Origin of the sequence: Halobacteriovorax sp. GB3 (assembly GCF_028649655.1) — a bacterium.
In the GTDB taxonomy this organism is placed as follows: Bacteria; Bdellovibrionota; Bacteriovoracia; order Bacteriovoracales; family Bacteriovoracaceae; genus BSW11-IV.
In genome coordinates this window covers 1,002,423-1,023,932 of the sequence record NZ_JAQSLN010000003.1, presented here as the reverse complement: position 1 = coordinate 1,023,932, position 21,510 = coordinate 1,002,423, and the positions used below count along the sequence as shown (strand labels likewise).

20 protein-coding genes are annotated in these 21,510 nt (G+C 36.9%); 14 read left to right on the top strand and 6 right to left on the bottom strand.

Annotation, left to right across the window (positions count from 1 at the left end):
- Positions 1-41: 41 nt before the first annotated feature.
- Genes kdsB through HBN50_RS11315 form a run of 5 tightly spaced genes read left to right on the top strand, consistent with a single transcriptional unit; the run spans position 42 to position 4,552 of the window.
- The gene (gene kdsB / locus HBN50_RS11335; RefSeq protein WP_273870075.1) at positions 42-812 is read left to right on the top strand and encodes a 3-deoxy-manno-octulosonate cytidylyltransferase; all 771 of its coding nucleotides are present in this window, start codon (positions 42-44) and stop codon (positions 810-812) included.
- Positions 796-2,409, top strand: coding sequence for a CTP synthase (locus HBN50_RS11330; RefSeq protein WP_273870074.1), 1,614 nt, complete (start codon positions 796-798; stop codon positions 2,407-2,409). Before kdsB ends, HBN50_RS11330 begins: the two co-directional genes overlap by 17 nt.
- The gene (gene kdsA / locus HBN50_RS11325) at positions 2,396-3,196 is read left to right on the top strand and encodes a 3-deoxy-8-phosphooctulonate synthase (RefSeq protein ID WP_273870072.1); all 801 of its coding nucleotides are present in this window, start codon (positions 2,396-2,398) and stop codon (positions 3,194-3,196) included. Before HBN50_RS11330 ends, kdsA begins: the two co-directional genes overlap by 14 nt.
- A complete protein-coding gene (locus tag HBN50_RS11320) occupies positions 3,196-3,768 on the top strand; it encodes a KdsC family phosphatase (RefSeq protein WP_273870071.1) in 573 nt (190 codons plus the stop codon). Before kdsA ends, HBN50_RS11320 begins: the two co-directional genes overlap by 1 nt.
- 43 nt (positions 3,769-3,811) lie before the next feature.
- On the top strand, positions 3,812-4,552 hold the full coding sequence (locus HBN50_RS11315; RefSeq protein ID WP_337961803.1) for a substrate-binding periplasmic protein: 741 nt from the start codon (positions 3,812-3,814) through the stop codon (positions 4,550-4,552).
- Here the strand turns inward: HBN50_RS11315 and HBN50_RS11310 are convergent.
- Positions 4,549-5,610: a sensor histidine kinase gene (locus HBN50_RS11310; RefSeq protein ID WP_273870069.1), complete on the bottom strand. Its 1,062-nt coding sequence runs from the start codon at positions 5,608-5,610 to the stop codon at positions 4,549-4,551. The genes HBN50_RS11315 and HBN50_RS11310 overlap by 4 nt on opposite strands.
- A gap of 167 nt (positions 5,611-5,777) precedes the next feature.
- On the opposite strand from HBN50_RS11310, the gene HBN50_RS11305 reads away from it, so the two are divergent.
- Together HBN50_RS11305 and HBN50_RS11300 are read left to right on the top strand one after the other, a co-directional pair.
- Positions 5,778-6,035: a DUF493 family protein gene (locus HBN50_RS11305; protein WP_273870067.1), complete on the top strand. Its 258-nt coding sequence runs from the start codon at positions 5,778-5,780 to the stop codon at positions 6,033-6,035.
- 20 nt (positions 6,036-6,055) lie between these two features.
- On the top strand, positions 6,056-7,090 hold the full coding sequence (locus HBN50_RS11300) for an NAD(P)H-dependent glycerol-3-phosphate dehydrogenase (RefSeq protein WP_273870065.1): 1,035 nt from the start codon (positions 6,056-6,058) through the stop codon (positions 7,088-7,090).
- Here the strand turns inward: HBN50_RS11300 and HBN50_RS11295 are convergent.
- The gene (locus tag HBN50_RS11295; RefSeq protein WP_273870064.1) at positions 7,087-9,345 is read right to left on the bottom strand and encodes a protein-disulfide reductase DsbD family protein; all 2,259 of its coding nucleotides are present in this window, start codon (positions 9,343-9,345) and stop codon (positions 7,087-7,089) included. The genes HBN50_RS11300 and HBN50_RS11295 overlap by 4 nt on opposite strands.
- Positions 9,346-9,498: 153 nt before the next feature.
- Here HBN50_RS11295 and HBN50_RS11290 point away from each other — a divergent pair, with 153 nt between their 5' ends.
- The 6 genes from HBN50_RS11290 (at position 9,499) to guaA (ending at position 16,318) form a co-directional block, all read left to right on the top strand.
- Positions 9,499-10,290, top strand: coding sequence for a cobalamin-binding protein (locus HBN50_RS11290; protein ID WP_273870063.1), 792 nt, complete (start codon positions 9,499-9,501; stop codon positions 10,288-10,290).
- A gap of 97 nt (positions 10,291-10,387) precedes the next feature.
- The gene (locus HBN50_RS11285) at positions 10,388-11,170 is read left to right on the top strand and encodes a hypothetical protein (protein WP_273870062.1); all 783 of its coding nucleotides are present in this window, start codon (positions 10,388-10,390) and stop codon (positions 11,168-11,170) included.
- Between the two features lie 131 nt (positions 11,171-11,301).
- Positions 11,302-12,027, top strand: coding sequence for a tetratricopeptide repeat protein (locus HBN50_RS11280; RefSeq protein ID WP_273870061.1), 726 nt, complete (start codon positions 11,302-11,304; stop codon positions 12,025-12,027).
- Positions 11,993-13,135 (top strand): hypothetical protein, encoded by a 1,143-nt coding sequence (locus HBN50_RS11275; RefSeq protein WP_273870060.1) that lies wholly within the window; start codon positions 11,993-11,995, stop codon positions 13,133-13,135. The genes HBN50_RS11280 and HBN50_RS11275 overlap by 35 nt, the downstream gene beginning before the upstream one ends.
- Positions 13,136-13,286: 151 nt before the next feature.
- The gene (guaB, locus tag HBN50_RS11270; RefSeq protein ID WP_273870058.1) at positions 13,287-14,756 is read left to right on the top strand and encodes an IMP dehydrogenase; all 1,470 of its coding nucleotides are present in this window, start codon (positions 13,287-13,289) and stop codon (positions 14,754-14,756) included.
- Positions 14,757-14,767: 11 nt separating this feature from the next.
- Complete coding sequence (gene guaA / locus HBN50_RS11265) at positions 14,768-16,318, top strand: glutamine-hydrolyzing GMP synthase (protein WP_273870057.1); 1,551 nt, start codon at positions 14,768-14,770, stop codon at positions 16,316-16,318.
- Between the two features lie 16 nt (positions 16,319-16,334).
- Here guaA and HBN50_RS11260 read toward each other — a convergent pair whose 3' ends face one another.
- Both HBN50_RS11260 and HBN50_RS11255 read right to left on the bottom strand, forming a co-directional pair.
- Positions 16,335-16,784 (bottom strand): hypothetical protein, encoded by a 450-nt coding sequence (locus HBN50_RS11260; RefSeq protein WP_273870056.1) that lies wholly within the window; start codon positions 16,782-16,784, stop codon positions 16,335-16,337.
- 11 nt (positions 16,785-16,795) lie between these two features.
- Positions 16,796-17,698 carry a hypothetical protein gene (locus HBN50_RS11255; RefSeq protein WP_273870055.1) on the bottom strand — a complete coding sequence of 301 codons (903 nt, stop codon included), beginning with the start codon at positions 17,696-17,698 and terminating at the stop codon, positions 16,796-16,798.
- 171 nt (positions 17,699-17,869) lie between these two features.
- Between HBN50_RS11255 and HBN50_RS11250 the strand changes: the two genes are divergently transcribed.
- Positions 17,870-19,873 (top strand): bacteriohemerythrin, encoded by a 2,004-nt coding sequence (locus HBN50_RS11250; RefSeq protein ID WP_273870054.1) that lies wholly within the window; start codon positions 17,870-17,872, stop codon positions 19,871-19,873.
- Here the strand turns inward: HBN50_RS11250 and HBN50_RS11245 are convergent.
- Positions 19,870-20,301 (bottom strand): hypothetical protein, encoded by a 432-nt coding sequence (locus HBN50_RS11245; RefSeq protein WP_273870053.1) that lies wholly within the window; start codon positions 20,299-20,301, stop codon positions 19,870-19,872. The two genes, HBN50_RS11250 and HBN50_RS11245, sit on opposite strands and share 4 nt — an antisense overlap.
- Before the next feature lie 63 nt (positions 20,302-20,364).
- On the bottom strand, positions 20,365-21,282 hold the full coding sequence (locus tag HBN50_RS11240) for a hypothetical protein (RefSeq protein WP_273870050.1): 918 nt from the start codon (positions 21,280-21,282) through the stop codon (positions 20,365-20,367).
- Between the last annotated feature and the right edge of the window lie 228 nt (positions 21,283-21,510).

Genomic DNA, 21,510 nt, shown 5'->3' with positions numbered 1-21,510 from the left:
GAAGTGTTAAATTATGCCCTTCGTGAAAAGGGAGTTTTATTTTGGAAAAGAAGAGAGTTCTTACTCTTATTCCTGCTCGTTTTGCTTCTTCTCGGTTTCCAGGGAAACCCTTGGCACTCATCTCTAAAAAATCCATGATCCAAAGAGTTTATGAAAATTGTGCAAAAGCACAGGCTTCGGATATTGATTTTGTAACGGCCGTCGTAACAGATGATGATCGAATTGAAGAACATGTTAAGGAATTTGGTGGAGTCGTTGTTAGAGTAGATGATGATGTCGTCAGTGGTTCTGAAAGAATCAGTTTAGCCTATGAGCGTTTTTATGCAGATCAGTCTTTTGATCTTATTATCAATGTTCAAGGAGACGAGCCACTCCTAAAAAGTTCCTTGATTGAAGATCTATCTAAATTCCATCTTGAAAGTTCTTATGAAGTTACAACTGTTGTAAAAAAAGAGAACGGTTTAGATGGAGATTTTCTCGATCCGAATAAAGTAAAGGTAATCTACACTCCTGAAATAGGTAAGTGTCTCTATTTTTCTAGGGCCCAAATCCCATTTGATAGAGATTCAACAAATGGAAAAACTCACTGGTTCTTGCATGTGGGAGTTTATTCTTACCGTCCAGAATGTTTAAAGCAATTTTGCCAAGCTGCTCCCTCTCGCTTTGAGATGCTAGAGAAGCTTGAACAGTTGAGAGCTCTCGAGCTTGGAATGAACATAGGGGCCATTGAAACAGATATGACATTATTAGGTGTTGATACGCCAGAAGATATTGAGAGACTTGAAGGAGTTTTGCGTGAGCAAGAAAAGTAACAAAAAGTACATTTTTATTACTGGAGGGGTTTCCTCATCACTTGGTAAAGGGTTAGCTGCTGCCAGTATTGCTGCTCTTTTAGAAAGAAGAGGGATTAAGATTAATATGCTTAAAATGGACCCTTATATTAACGTTGACCCAGGGACGATGAGCCCGACTCAACACGGGGAAGTTTTTGTTACTGATGATGGAGCCGAAACGGATCTTGACCTTGGTCACTATGAGCGTTTTACATCATTAACTCTTTCAAAAGAGAGTAACTTCACAACAGGTCAAGTTTATCTTCGTGTTATTGAAAAAGAAAGAGAAGGTGAGTACCTTGGAAAAACTGTTCAAGTTGTTCCACATGTTACAGATGAAATTAAAAGAAGAATTCACGTGGCAGCTGAGAACGCTGATCTTTTGATTGGTGAAATTGGTGGAACGGTAGGTGATATTGAATCCCTTCCATTTGTTGAATCAATTCGTCAGTTTGCTCACGATGTTGGACATGAAAACGTACTCTTCGTCCATCTTGTTCTCATTCCTTATCTCGATGCCGCTGGAGAGTTGAAGTCAAAACCGGCGCAGCACTCTGTAAAGGAATTGCGTTCCCAGGGGCTTTTTCCAAATGTTATTATTTGTCGTTCTGATCGTGGAATTGACCAATCAATTATTGATAAAATTTCTCTTTTTTGTAACGTTCCAAAAGACAATGTTTTTCAGTCAGTAGATCTTGATTCTATTTATAAAGTTCCACTAAATTTTCATAATCAAGGACTTGATCAAAGAGTTACAGAGCTTCTTGGAATTTGGGCAGCAACGCCAAAAGTTAAAGACCTTGAGAAAGTTGTCTACAATTTTGAAAACCCACTTAGAAAAGTGCGTATTGGAATTGTTGGAAAGTATACTGAACTTGTTGAATCATATAAATCCCTTGATGAGGCACTAAAACATGGTGCTTTAGCTAACCAGCTTCAACTTGAACCGGTTTATATTGATGCTGAAGATTTAGAAGACGAGAATAAAGTAGATGATATTCTAGGCTCTGTTCAAGGTATCCTCGTTCCAGGCGGATTTGGTCAAAGAGGAACTGAAGGAAAAATTAGGGCCATTCAATACGCAAGAGAAAATAAAGTTCCATTCTTTGGAATTTGTCTTGGAATGCAGCTTGCGATGATTGAGTTTTGTAGAAATGTTGTCGGTCTAGAAAGAGCGACATCTGAAGAATTTGAATCAGGTGGAGATCCTGTCATTCACTATATGGAAGGCCAGTCGAAAGAGGGCTCTAAAGGTGGATCAATGAGACTTGGTGCTTATGATTGTACTCTTTTAGAGGGAAGTCTTGCTCGTCAAGTTTATGGTGAAGATGACATCTCAGAAAGACACAGACATAGACTTGAAGTGAATAACTTTTATGTCGATAAAGTAGATAAAGCTGGTATGATCATATCAGGAACAAATAAAGAACTCGGCCTTGTAGAAGTAATTGAAATTAAGGATCATCCTTACTTTATTGCTTGTCAGTACCATCCAGAATTTAAATCTAGACCGTACTCACCACATCCACTCTTTAAAACTTTTGTAGAACAGGCGGATAATCATGGAAAAAAATAAATTAGACCTTTTTATTGGATCATGTGTTTTAGAAAGCGAACAACTCGCGATGACAATTGCTGAAACACTTAAAAAAGATTTAGAAGAATTCGAGGATAAGATTAATCTTTCTTTTAAAGGAAGCTTTGATAAAGCTAACCGCTCATCAATTTCTTCTTACCGTGGACCAGGTATCGAAGAGGGGCTTCGCATTTTAGAAAAAGTAAATTCTGAATTTGGATTGCCAACAATTACAGATTTTCACAGCCCTGATCAAGCTGATGCTGTTGCTAGTGTTGTCGATACACTACAGATTCCAGCGTTTCTTTGTCGCCAAACAGATATGATTGTCGCTGGTGCTGAGGCTTGTCAAAAATTCGGTCGTCAATTGAAAATTAAAAAAGGGCAATTCCTCTCTCCTGAAGAGACGGGAAATATCGTTGATAAAGCCTCTTCTATTGTTCCAAAAGAAAGAATCCTTCTCACCGAAAGAGGGACTTCATTTGGATATAATAATCTCGTTGTTGATATGGCGAGTTTTCAAATTATGAAGAGCTTTGGTGTTAGAGCTATTCACGATGCTACACACTGTGTTCAACGTCCAGGAGGTCTGGGCAAGACAACTGGTGGAAAGCGTGAACAAATTGTTGTTCTTGCGAAGGCCGCTATTGCTGCAGGTGCAGATGGTGTTTTTATGGAATGTCATCCAAATCCTGATCAGGCCAAAAGTGATGCTTCAACAAGTCTTGATCTTAAAAAGATTAAAGGTATCGTTGAAACTCTATTAAAGATTTACGAGGTTGTTTAATGCTTGAAAGAGATGAACTTTTAGATGTTGCAAAGAAGTTTGAAGAGAAACTCAAAAAGATTAAGTGCTGTGCATTTGATATAGACGGAGTTTTAACTAATGGCCAAATTTGGTTCGATGAAGGTCCAAATGGTTTTAACCGAATGTTTCATACTCATGATGGATATGGTTTAAAACTTCTTATGAGAGCAGGTTTGAAAGTAGGAGTCATCTCAGGAGGTAAATCTCTAGGTGTTGAAAAAAGATTTGAAGAAAATCTAAATCTTGATTTCGCATTTCTTGGAAATGAAGATAAGAGAGAGGCCTATAAAAGTGTTCTCGATCTTGGCTTTAAAGATGAAGAAATTCTCTATATGGGAGATGAATTTTTTGATCTTCCTCTTCTTATGAGATGTGGATTTGCTGCAACAACAAAAGAAGCTAGCATAGAAGTTCAAAAGAGAGTTGATTATGTAAGCACAACTCCTGCAGGACTTGGGTGTGTTCGTGAAGTTATCGATGTACTTCGATACGCTCAAGGAATTTATCCAGAAGTTCTCGACTTTGACGGGCAACCGATTTCATTTAAATAATTATTCTGCCCTAAACTTTTAGGGCAAATTTTTTACACGATATATGTATCAACTTATCTTCATCTTTTTTTCTGTCTTTTTTTCTTTTGATTCCTTGTCAAAAGATCAATTTGTAATGAATTACTATTACAATTATCCTCCTTTATCATGGAAGGAAGAGGGAAAGATGAAGGGGATCTTTGTCGATGTGGCCGATGAAGTTTTCAAAAGTAGAATGAAAATTGAAATAGATCATCGCGGTTACCCTTGGGCAAGGGCCCAGAAACTTGTTGAAACAGCAAGAGCTGATGGTTTCATTACAATGCCTAGTAAAGAGAGAAAATCTTATTCTCTGGTCAATCGTATTCCGGTAGTAACGAGTAAGATGCAAGTTTTCACTGGAATGAAAAACCCAGATAAGAAAAAAATAGCCAAGCAAGTGCGCTCAATTTCAGACTTAAAAGATTATCGAATTGTCTTCTATCTTGGAAGTGGTTGGGCCAAAACTCGACTACATAATATGGATGTTATGTGGGTAACAAATATGGAACAAGTTTTTAAAATTTTAACTTTAAATAGAGCGGATGTCTTTATCGAGTCAAATTATCTCGTGGACTACCAGATGAAGGCCAAAGGCAAGGACTGGTCAGTGGAGAGTTTACCGATCATTCTTGATGAAATTGATTTTCATTTTCATATTCAAAAGAAATCCCGTTTCAAACACTTAATCAAAGATATTGATAAACATCTTCGCGCTATGAAGGCTGATGGTACTCTCGATAAAATTATAAGAAAATATCGTTAACTTAATTCTGAAGGTATTCTAATTTCAAAAGTCGATATATTGTCATGACGATTAAATTGAATATCACCTTTCAAGGTTTTGAGTAGTGTTCGACATTGAGTAAGACCAATTCCTAGGTGACCAGGACCTTTTGTCGAATAGAAAGGGGAGAACATCTTTTCTTGATCACTTTCAATTAAAGGCATTCCGTTATTACTTATAGAAAGGATGAGGTCTTTATTCTCTTTTTTTGCCGAAATAACAATCTTTGGATTTTCAATTTCTTGTTCATGAAATGCTTCAACAGCATTATAGAGAAGATAGACAAAGCACTGCATAAGCGTTGAATTCATTGTCTTTATATTAATGTCTCGATCAAAGTCTTCTTCGATCTTGATTCCTTTGTTTTTTATATTGATCTTACAAAAAACTAAACTATTGCGAATAAAAGTTTCGACATTAAATTCTTCAATACGGTCTTCTTTTTGCTTTCTACTAAAAATAAGAAGTTTTTGAATGATTTCTCTTGTTCTATCAATTGCACAGTCAATATTTTCAATGTAATTGAGGACTTTTTCACTATCTTCTCCAAGGACATCAGAGAGTGAATCGATTCTCTCTTCAAGAATACTCGCCGAGAGGCTGATAATTCCAAGAGGGTTATTTACTTCGTGGGATAGTCCTGCTGCAAGTTGTGAAATCATGTCCATTTTATGTTCATGTATGGCCTGACATCTTTGCTCATCAAAGGCCTGAACTTCATAAGATGACTGACTCGCATCAACGGCTTGGGCCACTGTTAAGTTTTCACTTGTTTTATAAGTATAAAACTTGAAGTGTCTTTGGACGCCTCTGAGTTGTAGAGTGATCACTTCGTTAGAGATAATCTTTTCAAAGATATTCGTTTTATAACCATTAAAAAGTAATTCGATATCGTCACCAAGGTGATTTTCAGACAATTCAAAGAACTCTTTTGCATTGGAATTGAAGTAAGTTAGTTCGTTGTCTCCATTCCAGCAAATAACGGGAAGGGGAGCATTATCTAAAATAGTTTTTGCTGTCTCTATAGAAAGATTCACGATCACCTCAGAAAGATATATTTATTTTTTTAAACTTTTCGGAATAATTTTATGAAATCTCAAGAACTTAAGTGATTTTTTTTAGTCTGTAGAAAACCCTAGAATCATTCAATTTTCAGGTAAAATAAAGTAATATAATCAGATAAACAAAAAAATAGGTGAATACCATGGCCGATACACAAAAATTAAAAGATTTGCTTGATGCCGAATATACTTGGCCCTCGCACTATACGTTTAAATTTGTTGTCAAAGAAGAACATATTGAACTTTTTAAAGAGACGGTTGATCACGATAATTTTATGGAAAGACCCTCACGTACAGGAAAATATGTAAGTATGACATTTAAAAAAATGATGAACTCTAGCGAAGAGGTCATTCTACTTTATGAAAGTGTCTCAACAGTTCCTGGAATTATTTCTCTTTAATCATTTTCAAAGGATTGATTATGAAAAAGCACAAGGTTGCGCTAGTCGTAGGAGCAGGTGCCTTTGGTACAAGTATTGCTTCTATTCTCGCTAATAATTTTGATAAAGTAATTTTAAAAGTCAGATCGACTGATGTTTATGAGTCGATTAAAGAAAATTGTATTAACGATGTTTACCTACCTGGGCTGCAATTAGCTGCAAATGTGGATGCTGCACTTACATGGGATGAAGTTGATGCTCATAAGATGGATGATCTGGAATTGATTGTCTCAGGTCTACCAACTTCTGCAATTGGCCCTTTTTTCAAAGAGAACTTTGATCGATTCGAAAAATATCTTGAAAGAGATATTCCAGTTGTCTCACTTTCTAAAGGTATTGATCCTATTTCATTAGAGCTACCGGACGACCTTTTCTTTGACCTCTTCAATAATTATAAAGAATTATTTTGTTTTCTATCTGGGCCGAGTTTTGCAAAAGAAATCATGCAAGAGCAAATCACACTCGTTACTCTTGCTGGTCGCTCAAAAAAAGTTCTAACGCAAGTTTCTCATATGATGGAGACTCCTTATTTTAAAGCTCTTCAGAGCTATGATGTTAAAGGTGTTTTGTTAGGCGGTGCTTTAAAAAATGTCATTGCTATTGCAGGTGGTATTATTGAGGGTCTTGGTTTTAACCATAACACTCGTGCTGCTCTGATTACGCGTGGAATTGTAGAAATGCTTCGCTATGGGAAAGTTTTTAATGCACGTCCTGAGACGTTTTATGGACTTAGTGGAATGGGTGATCTTATTCTTACGACAACGGGTGGCCTTTCTCGAAATAAACAATTTGGTATTGAAATTGCTAAGGGGCGAGCACCGCAAGAGATTATTGAATCTCAACGTACGGTTGTTGAGGGATTTAAGACCACGAAGGCCGCTCACTTTTTATCTGAAAAGTATGAAATTCGCGCACAGATATTTAATGGATTGTATGAGGTGCTTTATGAAGAAAAGCGCCCAATGGAAGTCATTAAGCGCATTATGAAATCACCATCAAAATTTGAATTAGATTAGTTTAAAGTCTTTTCAAGCTCTTTGATAGAAAGTGTTTCACCGAGATTGATGAGTTCTCCCTTTGAGTTGATTACGAAATAGGCGGGAACTCCAACCATTCCATTTTTCTTTAACCACGATCCAATTTTTTCATCTCTTCTTGTCCAATCAGCAAGAAGAAGTTTCACATTTTTCTTTTTCACTAGTTCATGAAAGCTTGCAGTATCAATGACAAGTTTCTCATTAACTTTACAAGTGAAGCACCATTTTGCTGTAAAGTCGACGAAAGTAAGTTGTTTTTGCTCTTTAGAAGAGTTCATTTTTGCTTCACTCCATTCTTCCCAATCAAGACCTCCTTGTCTCTTATCGAGAACAATTTGATTAACCGATTGATCTATTACAGGAGTTTCTTTTGTTAGGAGAACATTGGCCGCCAGAGCAATTGTTACGATTGCAAAAGGCAGAACAAAAAGTTTTCTCTTTGTAATATGCTTAAGCATATAGATGCTAAAGAAGATAAGAACGAGAGTTGTATTTAGCTTTAAAAGTGGGATTGATGAGGTTGTAAGGGCCCCATAGACATCCAATAGCCAAATAACAGTAAGAATAAGAGTGAGAGCGAGAAACTTCTTAAGGTGTTCCATCCAGTGACCTGGTCTAGGTAGGAAGGCGATAAGTTTTGGGAAAATCCCTGTTAGAAGAAATGGAAATGAAAGTCCAAGACCGATACTTAGAAAAACGAGAACAATTGCTGTTGTGCTTGAAGTAAAAGCAAAAGTTAGTGCTGTACCTAAAAATGGAGCACTACATGGAGTCGAGAGAATTGTTGCTAGAATTCCGCTTAAAAAGTCTCCTGAATATGTATTTCTAATTTCTACGTTACCTAGTTTCGATCCTCCCGGAGTTCTCACTTCAAAAAGTCCAAAGAGGTTTAGGGCCATAACGAAAATAACAATAACCATAATGGCCACAAACGGTGGAGATTGAAGTTGGAAGCCCCAGCCAATATTTGCTCCTGCTGCCTTTACTGCAACGACAACGGCTGCGAGAGCGAGGAATGTTGCAAGGACTCCAAGAGAGTAGAAGAGGTTATGCTTAAAAATTGAAGCTCGACTCTCATCACTATGGCGAATAAGACCAAAGAGCTTAAGAGAGATTACAGGTAGTACACATGGCATGAAATTTAGAATTAGACCGCCAATAAAAGCAAGTAAGAGATAGTAGAGAAAAGTATTACCTCCTGATTCAGAAGTATCGGAAGTGATGACTTTATCTGATTGCTCAACTTCAATCTTTTTATCAGTTGATACTTGATTGTTGATTCTTTGAACAAGACTAAAGAATGATTCTGTTTTTTCTGCTTGATCTAAACTAACTGTCGTGAAGGTCTTCTCAACGATGCTTACTTCCTTTGTTTTAGGATCAGCGTAGAGAAATTTGAGTTTGTAGGGACGATCTAATTTTCCATTTGATGGGTAGGGAATTACAGGTTCAACGTATTCACCATCCCATTCTATTTTATATTTTGCATAAACATTATTCTTTTTATCTTTAAATAGTTCTTCTCTTTTAAAGCTAAATGGTGAAATTGGATAAGGCGTTAGTAAATTCATATTACTCATCAATTGATCTGCGCTTACATCTGAAAGATTGTAGAAGAGTATTAATGAGGGAACATTTGGGTTTGAGTCTTTAGCTAGAATGAGATCGATTTCAGCTGGAAATTCTTTTAACTTTGGGAGTTGATTAAAGCGACTTTCTAAAACTTGCCCTTCAGCAGTAAGATTCTTTGTATCTGTTGTTTCAAAAATATTATTAGCAAAATTCCCTTCGATCGTAGCTTGTCCTGGAATACAGATATGCTTACAGACGAGCCAAGTTGAGTGGATTTTAGCACTTCCGTTGAGTGCTTCTTTTGGAAGTTTATAAAATAGACTATAAAAACCATCGTAACCAAAAGCAAGAATATCTCCTTTTTCGATGTATCTTTTTGGCACCGGCCATTCTAATTGTTCTAGTTTAATTTCTTTCCCATCGACAGAGATGTCAGAGCTAATTGGAAGTCCTGCATCTCCAGGGTTTTTCCAGTATGTATGCCAGTGTGGAAAGTTTTTATAATTGAGCGATAAGTAGAATTCACCATTTATCTGAGCCGTTTGAACTCCAAATTCAACAGGCGTTTTTGGTACCTCTTCTTCTGGTTGATAAGCCCCGCCTGTTGCGAGGGTCGAAAAACTTAAAAGTAGGGTGAATAAAATAGTGCTTAAACTTCTCATGAACATCTGTCCTCTTCGCTAATGAAATACCTTTTTATGTTAGCAAAGTTATGTGAGATAATCATCTTGAAGGAAATTATTTGACTAAGAATTGACATGTTTGCTTTGTTAACTTTCTTTTAGCAGACACAATAGTGTTATTTGGGAGGAAATTTGCATTTTCCAAGAAGAATTGTTTGTCTTACTGAAGAAGCTGTCGAGGTTCTTTTTGCCCTTGGGGAGGGGGATCGTGTGGTTGGTGTTTCTGCTTACGTTGAAAGACCTGCAGAGGCAAAGAAATTGCCTGTCGTTTGTGCTTTTACAGGTGGAAATGTAAAAAAAGTGCGAGATCTCAATCCTGATTTAGTACTTGGTTTTTCTGACATTCAAAAAGATTTTGCAAGAGATCTCATTGGTGCTGGCCTCAATGTTTTTATCGCTAATCATCGCTCGATTGAGGAGATTCTCTCTTATATTCGTCTGATTGCAAATATGGTTGGAAAGCAGGAGGAAGGGGAGCTTTATCTTGAGCAAATCGAGCTTAAAATAGAGAAGGCGAGAGCATTTGCAAAGTCGCTCACTAAAAGACCAAAAGTTTATATTGAAGAGTGGGATGAACCTCGAATATGTGCAATTCGCTGGTTTCATGAACTTGTTGAACTTTGTGGTGGAGACTCTATCACTAAGGATCAGTCGATGGGTTCATTGGCCAAAGAGCGTTTTATTGAAGACCAATTCGTTATCGATGCAAATCCTGATATTATTTTAGCCTGCTGGTGTGGCAAAAAAGTTGATAAGGAGTCTATCGCTAACAGAGAGGGCTATAGTGAGTTAGAGGCCGTTAAGAGGGGGAATATCTTTGAACTTGATCCTGCTGTTTTTTTACAGCCTGGACCTGCGCCGCTGGTTACTGGGATAGACACGCTCTGTGAGATCTTTTCGTCTTGGGTAAAGACAAGTCCTTGATTTTTATAAGGTGACTTCAATAAATACATTTGATGTAACTATTTCATTTTAACGATGTTTCGCTCGTCAAACTTTCGTTTCGTGTAACAATTAGTTCATGAGACTTAGGTACTTTTTAACCATTCTTTTGATGACACTTTCACTGCAATCTTGGGCCGTTGAATCGAGTTGTTTTAAATATATTCGTGTTCTTTCAAAGTCTCTTGAAAAGACGCTGCCTGAAAATGCTAAGTCATTAGGGAGTTTAATTAGTGGAGATGAAGTTCAACTTTCAAAACTCTATGAATTATTTGATCTTTTAAAAGCACAAGAGGAAACATACCTTGATACCTATATAAACAGAAGCAAGTCAAAGAGGTCCTTCAGTGAAAAAGAATTAGAGTACGTTAGAAAGACATTTAAGTTGGATAATCTCTCTGATGAAGATGTTCAAACATTTTATGCCAATGAAATTTATCGTCTTTACTCGTTTGTGGACTTTTCAATTCATGAGTATAAGGCCATTGAGTCTGTTGATATTTCAAAATTCTCTAAAGAAGAGCTTGATCATGTACGTAAGGTATTGATTCTTACTTATCAATCCACTATAAAGTCATCCAATATTCGTGCACTAGGTATGGATTCTCATTCACTTCATTCACAAATTGAATCCCTTTCATTTGAGAGCATTGAAGTATTGCTTAAAAGTTATGACCTTGTTTCGGTCGATCAATTTGATTCAGCGAAATCTCTTCTTTTAAACTCAGGTTTCCAAAACTCAGATGCCATCATCAGAAACTTCCAAGACTCAAAGATGGGTTTAAGCAATTGCTGTAAAGAGGGGGACGGTTGTCTTTTTTGCCCTAATAACCTCGGTCTTCGCTCTAAGAATAAGAAATAAATACACCTAAATATCCGATTCTATGGATGAAGTAGGTCCTTTTTTCCTATCACTCACTTTTTACTAAATGATTTTGTCAAAAATCCGAACAGTTTATTGAAATGGGTGTCAATGGATTAAGGAACGTGTCCATGAAAAGTATGATGAATTTATTTTTAATGACTATGATCGCAGCTCTCTTCACATCGTGTGGAGCCGTAGACTTTATGGAACAAAGAGCAGCTTATTACAATCGACTCGAGGATAAGAGTTATGCTCTTCTAAAAGAAAATGAGCAACTTAAAATTGAGACGGCAAGATTAAAGTCTAAAGTGAAAACCTTGGAGAGCAAGAATTACTATCTTGAAGGTCAGATTCAGAGCTTAAAAAAGGGAATCACTGAAGAGAGGCCAGGAAGAGGATTAGCTAGTGTAAAAATGGTTGATTCAAATGACATGGTTAAATTTGATATTTACAAGTGGAAGCCTGAAGAGATTCTCGCCGTTGCTGATAAAGAATTTAACATGAAGAACTTTGAGAAATCTGCTCAGTTCTATAATACATTTGCAATTAAATATCCAAGTTCAAAATCTAAAGATGACCACTTTCTTTTTCAAGCAGGTGTAGCCTCTTATGAATCAGGAAAGCATTACGAGTGGACGTTGAAGCACCTTCAAACACTTGTTAAAAACTATCCAACGAGCCAGTACTATCTTGGTGCTAAGTTATGGATTGGGTTAACTTATTTAAAATTAGGTGATGAAAAGAATTTCTTTGGCACTGTGGAAGAATTCAGAAAGAAGTATAGAAACACGCCAGAATGGCAAATATTGAGTCCGCACTATGAAAAGATTGTTCAAAAATATAAGAGTAATTAGTCTTCTCTCCCTCTTGATAAGTTTTTCTGCTGTCGCAGCGACAGAGAAGGGACTTGTCGTTAATTTGATGGGAAAGGCCTTTGTTACGAGAAACATCGATGGTAAATCAACGATGATTGAGCTTCGCGAAGGTGATGCTCTTTTTGAGTTTGATGAAATATTCACAGAAGTTGGATCACAACTTTCGTTTCGTGATAATTATGATCACGACTTTCATTTATCTGGATCTGGTTATCTTATTGTTATGAATAGGGCATTAGAATTAAAAGGTGGATACCTTTGGGTTCGCTCGTATTCAAAGCGTAATGAAGATTTTATGGTTTCAACTGTAAATGCCCACACTCGCTATGACAGTAGTGACTTCATTATTTCTTTTGATCAAGCAAGTGGTAAAACACAAGTTATGGCATTAAAAGAAGATGTTGAGTTTGCCAATTCAATCCACTCTTATCTTAAATTAAGTGTCGATGCTGGAAAGTTCTCTTTTATCTCTGAGAACTATGAGAATGGGGCACCAAGAAATCCGACACCAATTGGAGAAGCAACTTATAGAAAGGTTCTAACGCTTTTTGATGGAGTTGATAAAGAGTTTGAAAAAAGAGGAAGAAGACAAATCGTTAAAAAAGAAATGAAAGGTTCATCTCCTTCAATGAAAGAGCAAGTTGATTCAAAAAGAACACCTGCTTCTGCCAATGAAATGGCAACAGAGCCTGGTACAATGATTTATGTTAAGTCTCCAAAGAATACAATGTACAAAGATCTTTTGATTGAAAAACTCAAAAAAGAAGCTCAGTCAAAGCCTAAGAAAGTAACTAAACACAAAGTGTTCAAACCTGACTACAAGACAAAGTCGGGTGTTGCTGTGAGAATATTTTCTGCCACTTCTGATCAATCTTCTGCAAGAGCACCTGCTTCGGTAAAAGAGATGCCAAAGAAAAAAATGATGATGCGAGGACCTGCTTCAGTAAGTCCTGTTCAGATTAAAGGTGATTTATTTGAGAAGTCACTGGTAGAAGAGTATAAAAAGCAAATGAGACATTCTAAAGAAATCAATAGCCTTATTAAAGAGCTCAAGAATTACGATCAAGATTACAAAGAATCCTACTAAAATTGATTGAATATAAATTTCGAAAGAGGCCCACTGAATTGTGGGCCTTTTTTGACTGGCACATTTTACAATCTGCCTTTCAATTGAAGTCCCAGTTATAATAAAACAGTCTATTATTTTTAAATACTTAAATAAACAAATGGGGTTTGTTATGCCTAAAATTTTAGAAGATCACGCACTAACTTACGATGATGTTCTTTTGCGCCCAGGGTACTCTGAAATACTTCCTGCAAGTGCAAATTTAAAGTCTCGCTTCACAAAAAATATCCATGTGAATATCCCAATTGTTTCTGCTGCTATGGATACTGTTACAGAAGCACCTGTTGCGATTGTTATGGCCCAAGAAGGTGGGATTGGTGTTATTCATAAAAATCTTTCACCAGAACACCAAGCTGATGAAGTCAGAAAGGTAAAGAAATATGAAGCAGGGATGGTTACGGATCCAATTACTGTCGCACCTGAAGATAGTTTGCATGAAGTCGTAAAGATTACTAAAGAACATAACATCACTGGTGTTCCTGTTGTTGGTAAAGATGGAAAGCTTGTTGGGATTTGTACAAGCCGCGATATGCGCTTTGAAACAGATCTTTCTCAGAAGGTGAAAGATATTATGACATCTGCAGATCGATTAATTACAGCTAAGTCTGATATTGATCTGGATGAAGCAAAGGATGTCCTGCATAAGCATCGTATCGAAAAGCTTCCAATCATTAATGAAAAGAATGAGCTTCAAGGTCTTATTACGATCAAAGACATTCTAAAAAATATTGATTTTCCTAACTCTAATAAAGACTCTCTAGGGCGTCTTCGTTGTGCTGCTGCTATAGGTGTTGGAGATAAGGAATTTCATAGAGCTGAGCTTCTTTTTAAGGCCGGTGTTGATGCCATTGTTATTGATACGGCCCATGGACACTCAAAAGGTGTAATCGACATGGTAAAAAGAGTAAGGGACTTAGTCGGTGACAAGGTTGATATTGTCGCCGGAAATATAGCAACAGCAAAAGCTTGTGAAGACTTAATTAAAGCTGGTGCCGATGCTGTAAAAGTTGGTATTGGACCAGGTTCGATTTGTACGACAAGAATTGTCGCAGGAATTGGTGTTCCCCAATTAAGTGCTGTTATGGAATGTGCTGAAGTTTGTAAAAAACATGACATTCCTTTCATCGCTGATGGTGGGATTAAATACTCTGGGGATATCGTTAAGGCGATCGCTGGAGGAGCAAGTTGTGTCATGATTGGCTCTCTCTTTGCCGGATGTGATGAAACTCCTGGTGAGATGGTTATCTATCAAGGACGTTCATATAAAATCTATCGTGGGATGGGTTCTCTTGGTGCTATGGCCCTAGGATCTAAGGATCGTTATGGACAAGCCTCAGTTGAAGATAAGAAACTTGTACCAGAGGGGATTGAAGGGCAAGTTCCTTATAAAGGTTCTCTCGCTTCAAATGTTTATCAAATGGTTGGTGGACTAAGAGCTGGTATGGGCTATGTCGGAGCTCCTACAATTGATCTTCTTCAAGAGCGAGCTGAGTTTATTAAAATAACATCTGCATCTTTAAAAGAGTCGCATCCACACGATGTCGTTGTGACGAAAGAAGCACCTAATTATCAATTAAACTAAAAGAGAATAAGATGAGCGATAGACAAATTTGGATTGTAGATTTTGGTTCACAGTACACACAGTTAATTACGAGAAAAAGTCGTGAACTTGGCTATTCAAGTGAAATTATAACTGTTGAGAAGTGTCGTGAACTTTTTGAAAAGAATTTAAGACCAAAGGCACTGGTATTATCAGGTGGTCCTCAGTCAGTATTTGAAGATGAAACAGATTACAGTTTTATTTTTAACGAAGATCTTCCTATCTTTGGAATCTGTTATGGAATGCAACTGATTGGAAAGTACTTTGGTGGAACTGTTGAAAAGGGGACAATTGGAGAGTATGGACATGCTAATCTCCATTTTGTTGGAGATTACAGTATTGCTCATTGCCCGAGCAATGTGAATGTTTGGATGTCTCACTCTGATCATGTTTCTAAACTTCCAAAAGAATTTAATCTTGTTATGGAGTCTCATAATAAATTGGTCGCGGCCATTGAGCATAAAGACCGCCCAATCTTTGGATTACAATTTCACCCAGAAGTAGAGCACTCTGAGCATGGGAAGGATATTCTCAACCATTTCTTTGAAGGGATCGCGAAACTCGAAAAAGATTGGGATGCTACAGAAATGCTTAAAGAAGCTGATGAACTTGTTGGAAAGATTGGTCAGGCAAAGGTGCTTTGCGCTTTCTCTGGTGGTGTTGACTCTCTTGTTGCAGCCGCAATTGCGCATAGATTGATTGGGGATAACCTCTATTGTTTCTTTGTCGATCACGGACTTTTACGCCCGCAAGATCATGCTCATATCGAAGTTTTGAAAAAAGAAACTGGTCTCAACATTGAGGTGATTGATGCGACTCCAACGTTTCTTCCAAAACTTGTTGGACTTAGTGATCCGGAAGATAAGAGAAAGTGTATTGGTCGTACATTTATTGAAGTTTTTGAACAAAAAGTTCATGAGTTTGAAAGTAATCATGGAATCAAGTTTGAATACCTCCTTCAAGGAACACTTTATCCTGATGTAATTGAGTCTATTTCTCCCCATGAAAAAGATGGAAAGTCGGTAACGATTAAGTCCCATCATAATGTTGGGGGGCTTCCTGAGAGAATGAAACTTAAGCTTTTAGAGCCTTTAAGATATCTCTTTAAAGATGAGGTAAGGGCACTTGGAAAAGAGCTAGGGCTTAATCCAGAGTGGGTTCATCGCCACCCATTTCCTGGTCCAGGAATTGGAATTAGAGTTCTTGGGGAATTGAAACCTGAATCAATTAAGAAAGTGCAAGAGTCAGATCAAATTCTTTTTGAAGAGCTCCATAATCAAAATCTTTACATGGCCACATGGCAAGCCTTTACTGTGTTACTTCCTGTAAAAACAGTTGGTGTTAAGGGTGATTCAAGGGCCTATGAAGAAGTTATTTGTGTGCGCTTAGTAAATTCAAGCGATGGTATGACGGCTACTTGGTCGGATATGCCTTATGAATTCTTATCGAAAGTTTCAAATAGAATAACAAATGAAGTGAAGGGTGTGACGAGAGTTGTTTATGATATTACGAGTAAGCCACCTGGAACAATAGAGTGGGAGTAGCAGAAGCTACTCCTATCTAATTTGCTAGTTTACAAGCGAGATGAAAATTAAATTGAGTTAACTCATTTGAAGTCAGGTATCTCATTCTAAATGTTTCAGAGTATTTTAAAACGAGTGACTTTTCACTAAAAGTTACCTCTTCTGTCTCAACACATGGGTTACCTGGCTCTCCACAAGCGAAGACATTACCTCTGTGATTCTTTTCGACGCTATAATTTCCAAAAAAATCTTTTTCGACATCAAGATCGTAGAAACGATTAAAGATGAGTTCGTAATCATCTCCATTTGCTGTGTATGTCCCTTCAAGCATCACTCCGTCTAAGCTTACTTCTGCTAAGATATTGGCGGTTTTAACTTGAATGCGCGCATCCATTGAATTGAGAATGACTTTGTCACACTTGTAGGTCCAAGCTTGAACAGCTGTCATTTGCATAAATAGCACTAAGGGAAGAATAATTTTTTTCATATGAGTTCCTATTAACTAAAAAGTGGTAATTGATCAATTCCGTGTAGGTCTTTTTTTATAACGTCATCTGTTCGATGTTCTAATACTTCACGCTTTTCAAATGAATCTTCATAGGTTTGTATAACAAAGAAGCTCATTTCTGTGTATTTTCTTTTCAGCTCTTTCATCGCTTCAGTAACGAGTTCGACGTTCTTAGGGTCATCATCACTCATCCCAAAACGGTGGTGGTTAGAGTATCCGTAAGTTTCAATCGCCTTTTCAACCGACTCAAAAATAGCTTTTCTCTTTAGCTCGGCAATAGAAGTTGTAAGATCTGGATCTCCGAGATCGGCCCTCGTTTGCGGATTACTAACTGGGTAGATACTTAAGTAGTTTGGTCTATGAGGTAAATGACCTTTTCTCACCATGACATCGATTCCATTCTTAATCGTCTCAGGATGATGGCCTCTAGCTGTAATAACAGACATCGGACGCTTATTAAAAGTCGCGTGATAGAAACAGCTCCAAGAAGGGGCCTTCCAGTTGAAGTCATGTAGTTTAAGTGCTTCTTCAATATCTAAAATAAATCTTTGCTTCTTTCCTTTAACTCTATCAACAATACTGATTTCCTGATCGCGACAATAGCGAAAAGAGCCATGAGCATCACACAGATCAACGGTGTAATCGGCATAAGGTCCCTCTTTGCCAATGAGCGCGGATTGTTGCCCGAATTCACCACTTGTTAGGATTTTTTCTTCACCAGTTTTTTTATGAAAAATCACGACAGGAGTCGATAGAAAGGCCACATTGTCATCAAAGTCGAAAAAATAAAATGAGCGTCCTCCCAGATGAAAGTTTCTATCCGGCTCTTGCTCTCTTTTGAAATCGAATTCCAATTGTCCTTTATTTTTAGGGACTTTTCTCTTTATGACCATAAGCGCATTATTGTTCAATTTTCCAATCCTTACAATTTCACAGTGTAATAATTTTAGTTCTGCTCAAATCTTGAGCACCCTAAAATTGTTTAAGAATTCTAGGCAAAATTCCGATCAGTTGAGGAAATATACATGAAAATCCAAGGGTTTAGCTAAGATAAAGGGGAGTAAATGAAAAAGAGCCTTAGTATTGGTCTGAAATTACAAATTGTGACACTTGTTCCAATGGTCTCGATCGTTCTCGTTTTTCTCTTTTTAGTGAAATCCCACATGTATAATTCGATTATTGCTGAGAGAAAAGCCTCTTTGAAAAATGTCATCGACCTCTCAATGGCAACAATTCAAAACAATCAAATGCTCGTTAAAGACAATAAAATTTCAATAGAGGAAGCCAAACTTCGTTCATCCGCTGAAATTGGTCAGCATTTCTATGGAAAAGACAAGGACGATTACGTTTGGATTAACGATTTTGATCACGTTCTTGTGTCCCACCCAAAAAAATCTTTAATTGGTAAAAATATGGCCGACTTTAAAGATAAAAAAGGGAGTTTTCTTTTTCAAGAAATTGTCAAAATCGCTAAAAAAGATGGAGAGGGTTTTTATCAGTACTTTTGGAATGATAAGAAAGATCCTAAAAAACATGTTCCAAAGCTATCCTTTGTAAAATCTTATCCTGAGTGGAATTGGGTTTTAGGGACAGGGATTTACATTAATGACGTTAATGAATATGTAAATAATTTGATTTTTAAATTTCTCGCAGTAGTAGGGGCCATCGTTCTACTTATGGCCGGGTCAATTGTGATGATCTCTAAGAAAATTGTTCTAAAACCTCTGACAAATATTTCAGCTCATATGAGAAATCAACTGCAATCTCTTAGAAGCTCTTCTGAGCAAATCTCTGAAACTGGTCAATATCTTATTGAAGGAAGTAAAGAGCAGAGAGAAAACTTAGATAATGTTATCTTTCAAGTTGGAGAAATTAGAAAAACAGTTGAGTCCAATTCAAAAAGGGCAATCGAATCAAGTGATTTCTCTAAAGAATCTGTGCAAATGAGCACACATGGTCTTGAAATTGGAGAGGATTTAAAAAGATCTTTTAATGAGATTAAAAAAGGTAATGGAACGATTACTGATGAAATGAAAGAGAATGAAAAGCGCTTTTCGACCATCACGACGATCATTTCTCAGATTTCAGAGAAAACAACAGTGATTAATGATATTGTCTTTCAAACGAAACTCTTGGCCTTTAATGCTTCTGTAGAAGCGGCAAGAGCAGGTGAACATGGAAAGGGATTTGCTGTTGTTGCGGAGGAAGTTGGAAACCTAGCATCGATGAGTGGAAGTGCGGCAAATGAGATTTCTGATATGCTCAATGAAAGTATTGATGAAGTTAAAAAAATCGTTGAAGAAACAACGAGAAAAGTGAATAAGCTCATTGAGGTTTCTTCGCAAAATATATCTGTCGGTGAAGAGAAAGTAGATGAGTGCCTGACTCAATTTCAAACGATCAATCAAAATATTGAAAGTGTCAGTTCGATGATTAATGAAATCGCCGATTACTCAACTCATCAAACTGAAGGGATTGGTGAGATTAGTCTCTCAATTAGGGAGTTAGAAAAGAGTATCGATCAAAGTGCTCTTCTAGCTTCTCAGACAGAGAAAGTTTCTGAACTTGTGGAAAAAGAGAATTTGTCTTTAGAAAAAAATATTAAAAACTTGAATCAATTTGTTTTTGGTGGAAATAGAGCCGTTGATAAGAAATTACCAAATTTCCCATGGTCAAACGACTATGGACTCAATATCGATAAAATAGATGATGAGCACCAAAAGATTGTGAAGTTAATCAATGTTCTCATTAACGCAATTAATTCTAAAAACTTTGCTCACATGAAAAAATCATTTGATGAACTCATGCAATATGCTGTCTTTCATTTTGATGAAGAAGAGCAGTTTATGAGATCAATCAATTATCCTCAATATGAAGCACATGCAAAGGTTCACAGAAATCTCGTTTCTCAGTTAAAAGAGCATAGAGCGCAACTTGAAACAGGTAAATTTGATGCCGAAAAGATTGTTGCCTTTATTCAAAACTGGCTACTTTCTCACATTATGGGAATAGACAATAATTATGCTGAGTACTATCACGAAAAGAAAGAGGGGAGAAAGGCTGCTTAACTCTCTTCAATAATCAATCTTGTTAAATTTATTATTTCGGCCGAATACTCTTTTGATTCGGCCTTTCTTTTTTCTTTCGGAATGTTTTGAAGGTAGTGTGTGAGGCAAAGGGCCTTTATGATGGTAATAACTTTCTTGTTGAGAGAGCATCTCTTTTCAAAAGCGAGGACAGCCTCTCTCTTAGAGAAGTCATTGCGAGCTATCTTATCCATCTCTCTTAGATTCTCTGCAACTTGAAAGTACTCATAGGGAATCGTTTGTATCTTTTTATTAAAACTTCCATCGATTTCTTGAATCGTTGGAATAAGAGTTTGTGTATCAAAAATTAATTGTTGAAGTCTTAGTTCTTCTTTGTTTTGGGCAAAACTAGCAGTTGAAAATACAGAAAGTGAGAGTGCTAAAATTGTGACTTTAAAAGAAGGCATCATTCATAGAATCCTTTTTATGATTACTATAAAATGATGCCATATTCTGGATTTATTTCAAGTTGATTATTCTTTAACGCAAAAGTAAGTAATTGTTCTGTTAAAAGGGCTATCTGTTAGAGAACCTGTGTTACCTTGAGGGTACTGTGAATTAACATAGGCCCTCATTCCATGATTCATCGCTGCCCACTCCGTTTTCTGACCCATACTAAGTCCTCCGTGATAAAGCCCTCTTGAAAAGAGAGACGTCAGTTCATTAACTGATGGAAGTCTTGCACCTTTAGAACGACAGTAATTAGATACCTGGTCGATGAGCGTTTTGTATTGAGTATAACCTCTAGATGTATAGGTTCTAATTCCTGATACTTTCATTTTTCGATAACCAACTTCAAGAGTCGTTGGGAATTGAGTTGCATGGGCCGAGTGAAAAACTTGAAGAGCAAGTTGCTTTCCGATAACTCCAACTCTTGAAACGTGAGAGTATGCCGAGTAACTCTTTGTCATTCCTGTTCTTTTATTTTTAACTGTTAAGATTGCATAGATTTGAGCATGTGAACTTGCGCCCCATACAATACTTGCATCATAATCTTCAGTTCTTGAACTCATTCTAACTTTTGGGTTTCCACCCTCGAATTCATATTCTTCATTAATCCTTGCAAGCGCTGAACGAAAATGTCCTGCTAAAGTGTTCCCCATTCCTTTTTTTGAAACTTGTCTTCTATCGTAAACGCGATCATCAAATGTTGTGATCATTTTCAACGCTTCCGGTCCAAGAGCTCCGGCCATCATTAGTTGAATGGCCTCTTGTACATACTCTTTTCTAAGATCAGAAGTTGTTCTCGAGTACATTTCATTAAACTCAGCGGCGTCAAGACCTTCTTGCGTGATAATTTTATTTGAAATTGAGACCTTCTTATTTGGCCAAAAATCTCTGGCCGAAGAATAGAAACTCATTATGAGAAAGAGTGGAAGAAGGTATTTCATGCGTTCCCCTTTTTGGTGAATTGTTAGGTAATTAAAATATTGTCGATTGTGGCGGGTTTTAAAAAATGAGATAGCTTGAAAAGCTTGGTGTGAATTAATTACTCATTCTAAGTAATTAAAAGTTGGATTACTCCATGATTAATTAAATGAAAAACAGTGAGTTCTATCTTTGAATGCTCTAAAATTAAGTAGGTTTTACATCTGAACGTTAGGATTCAAATATTTTTT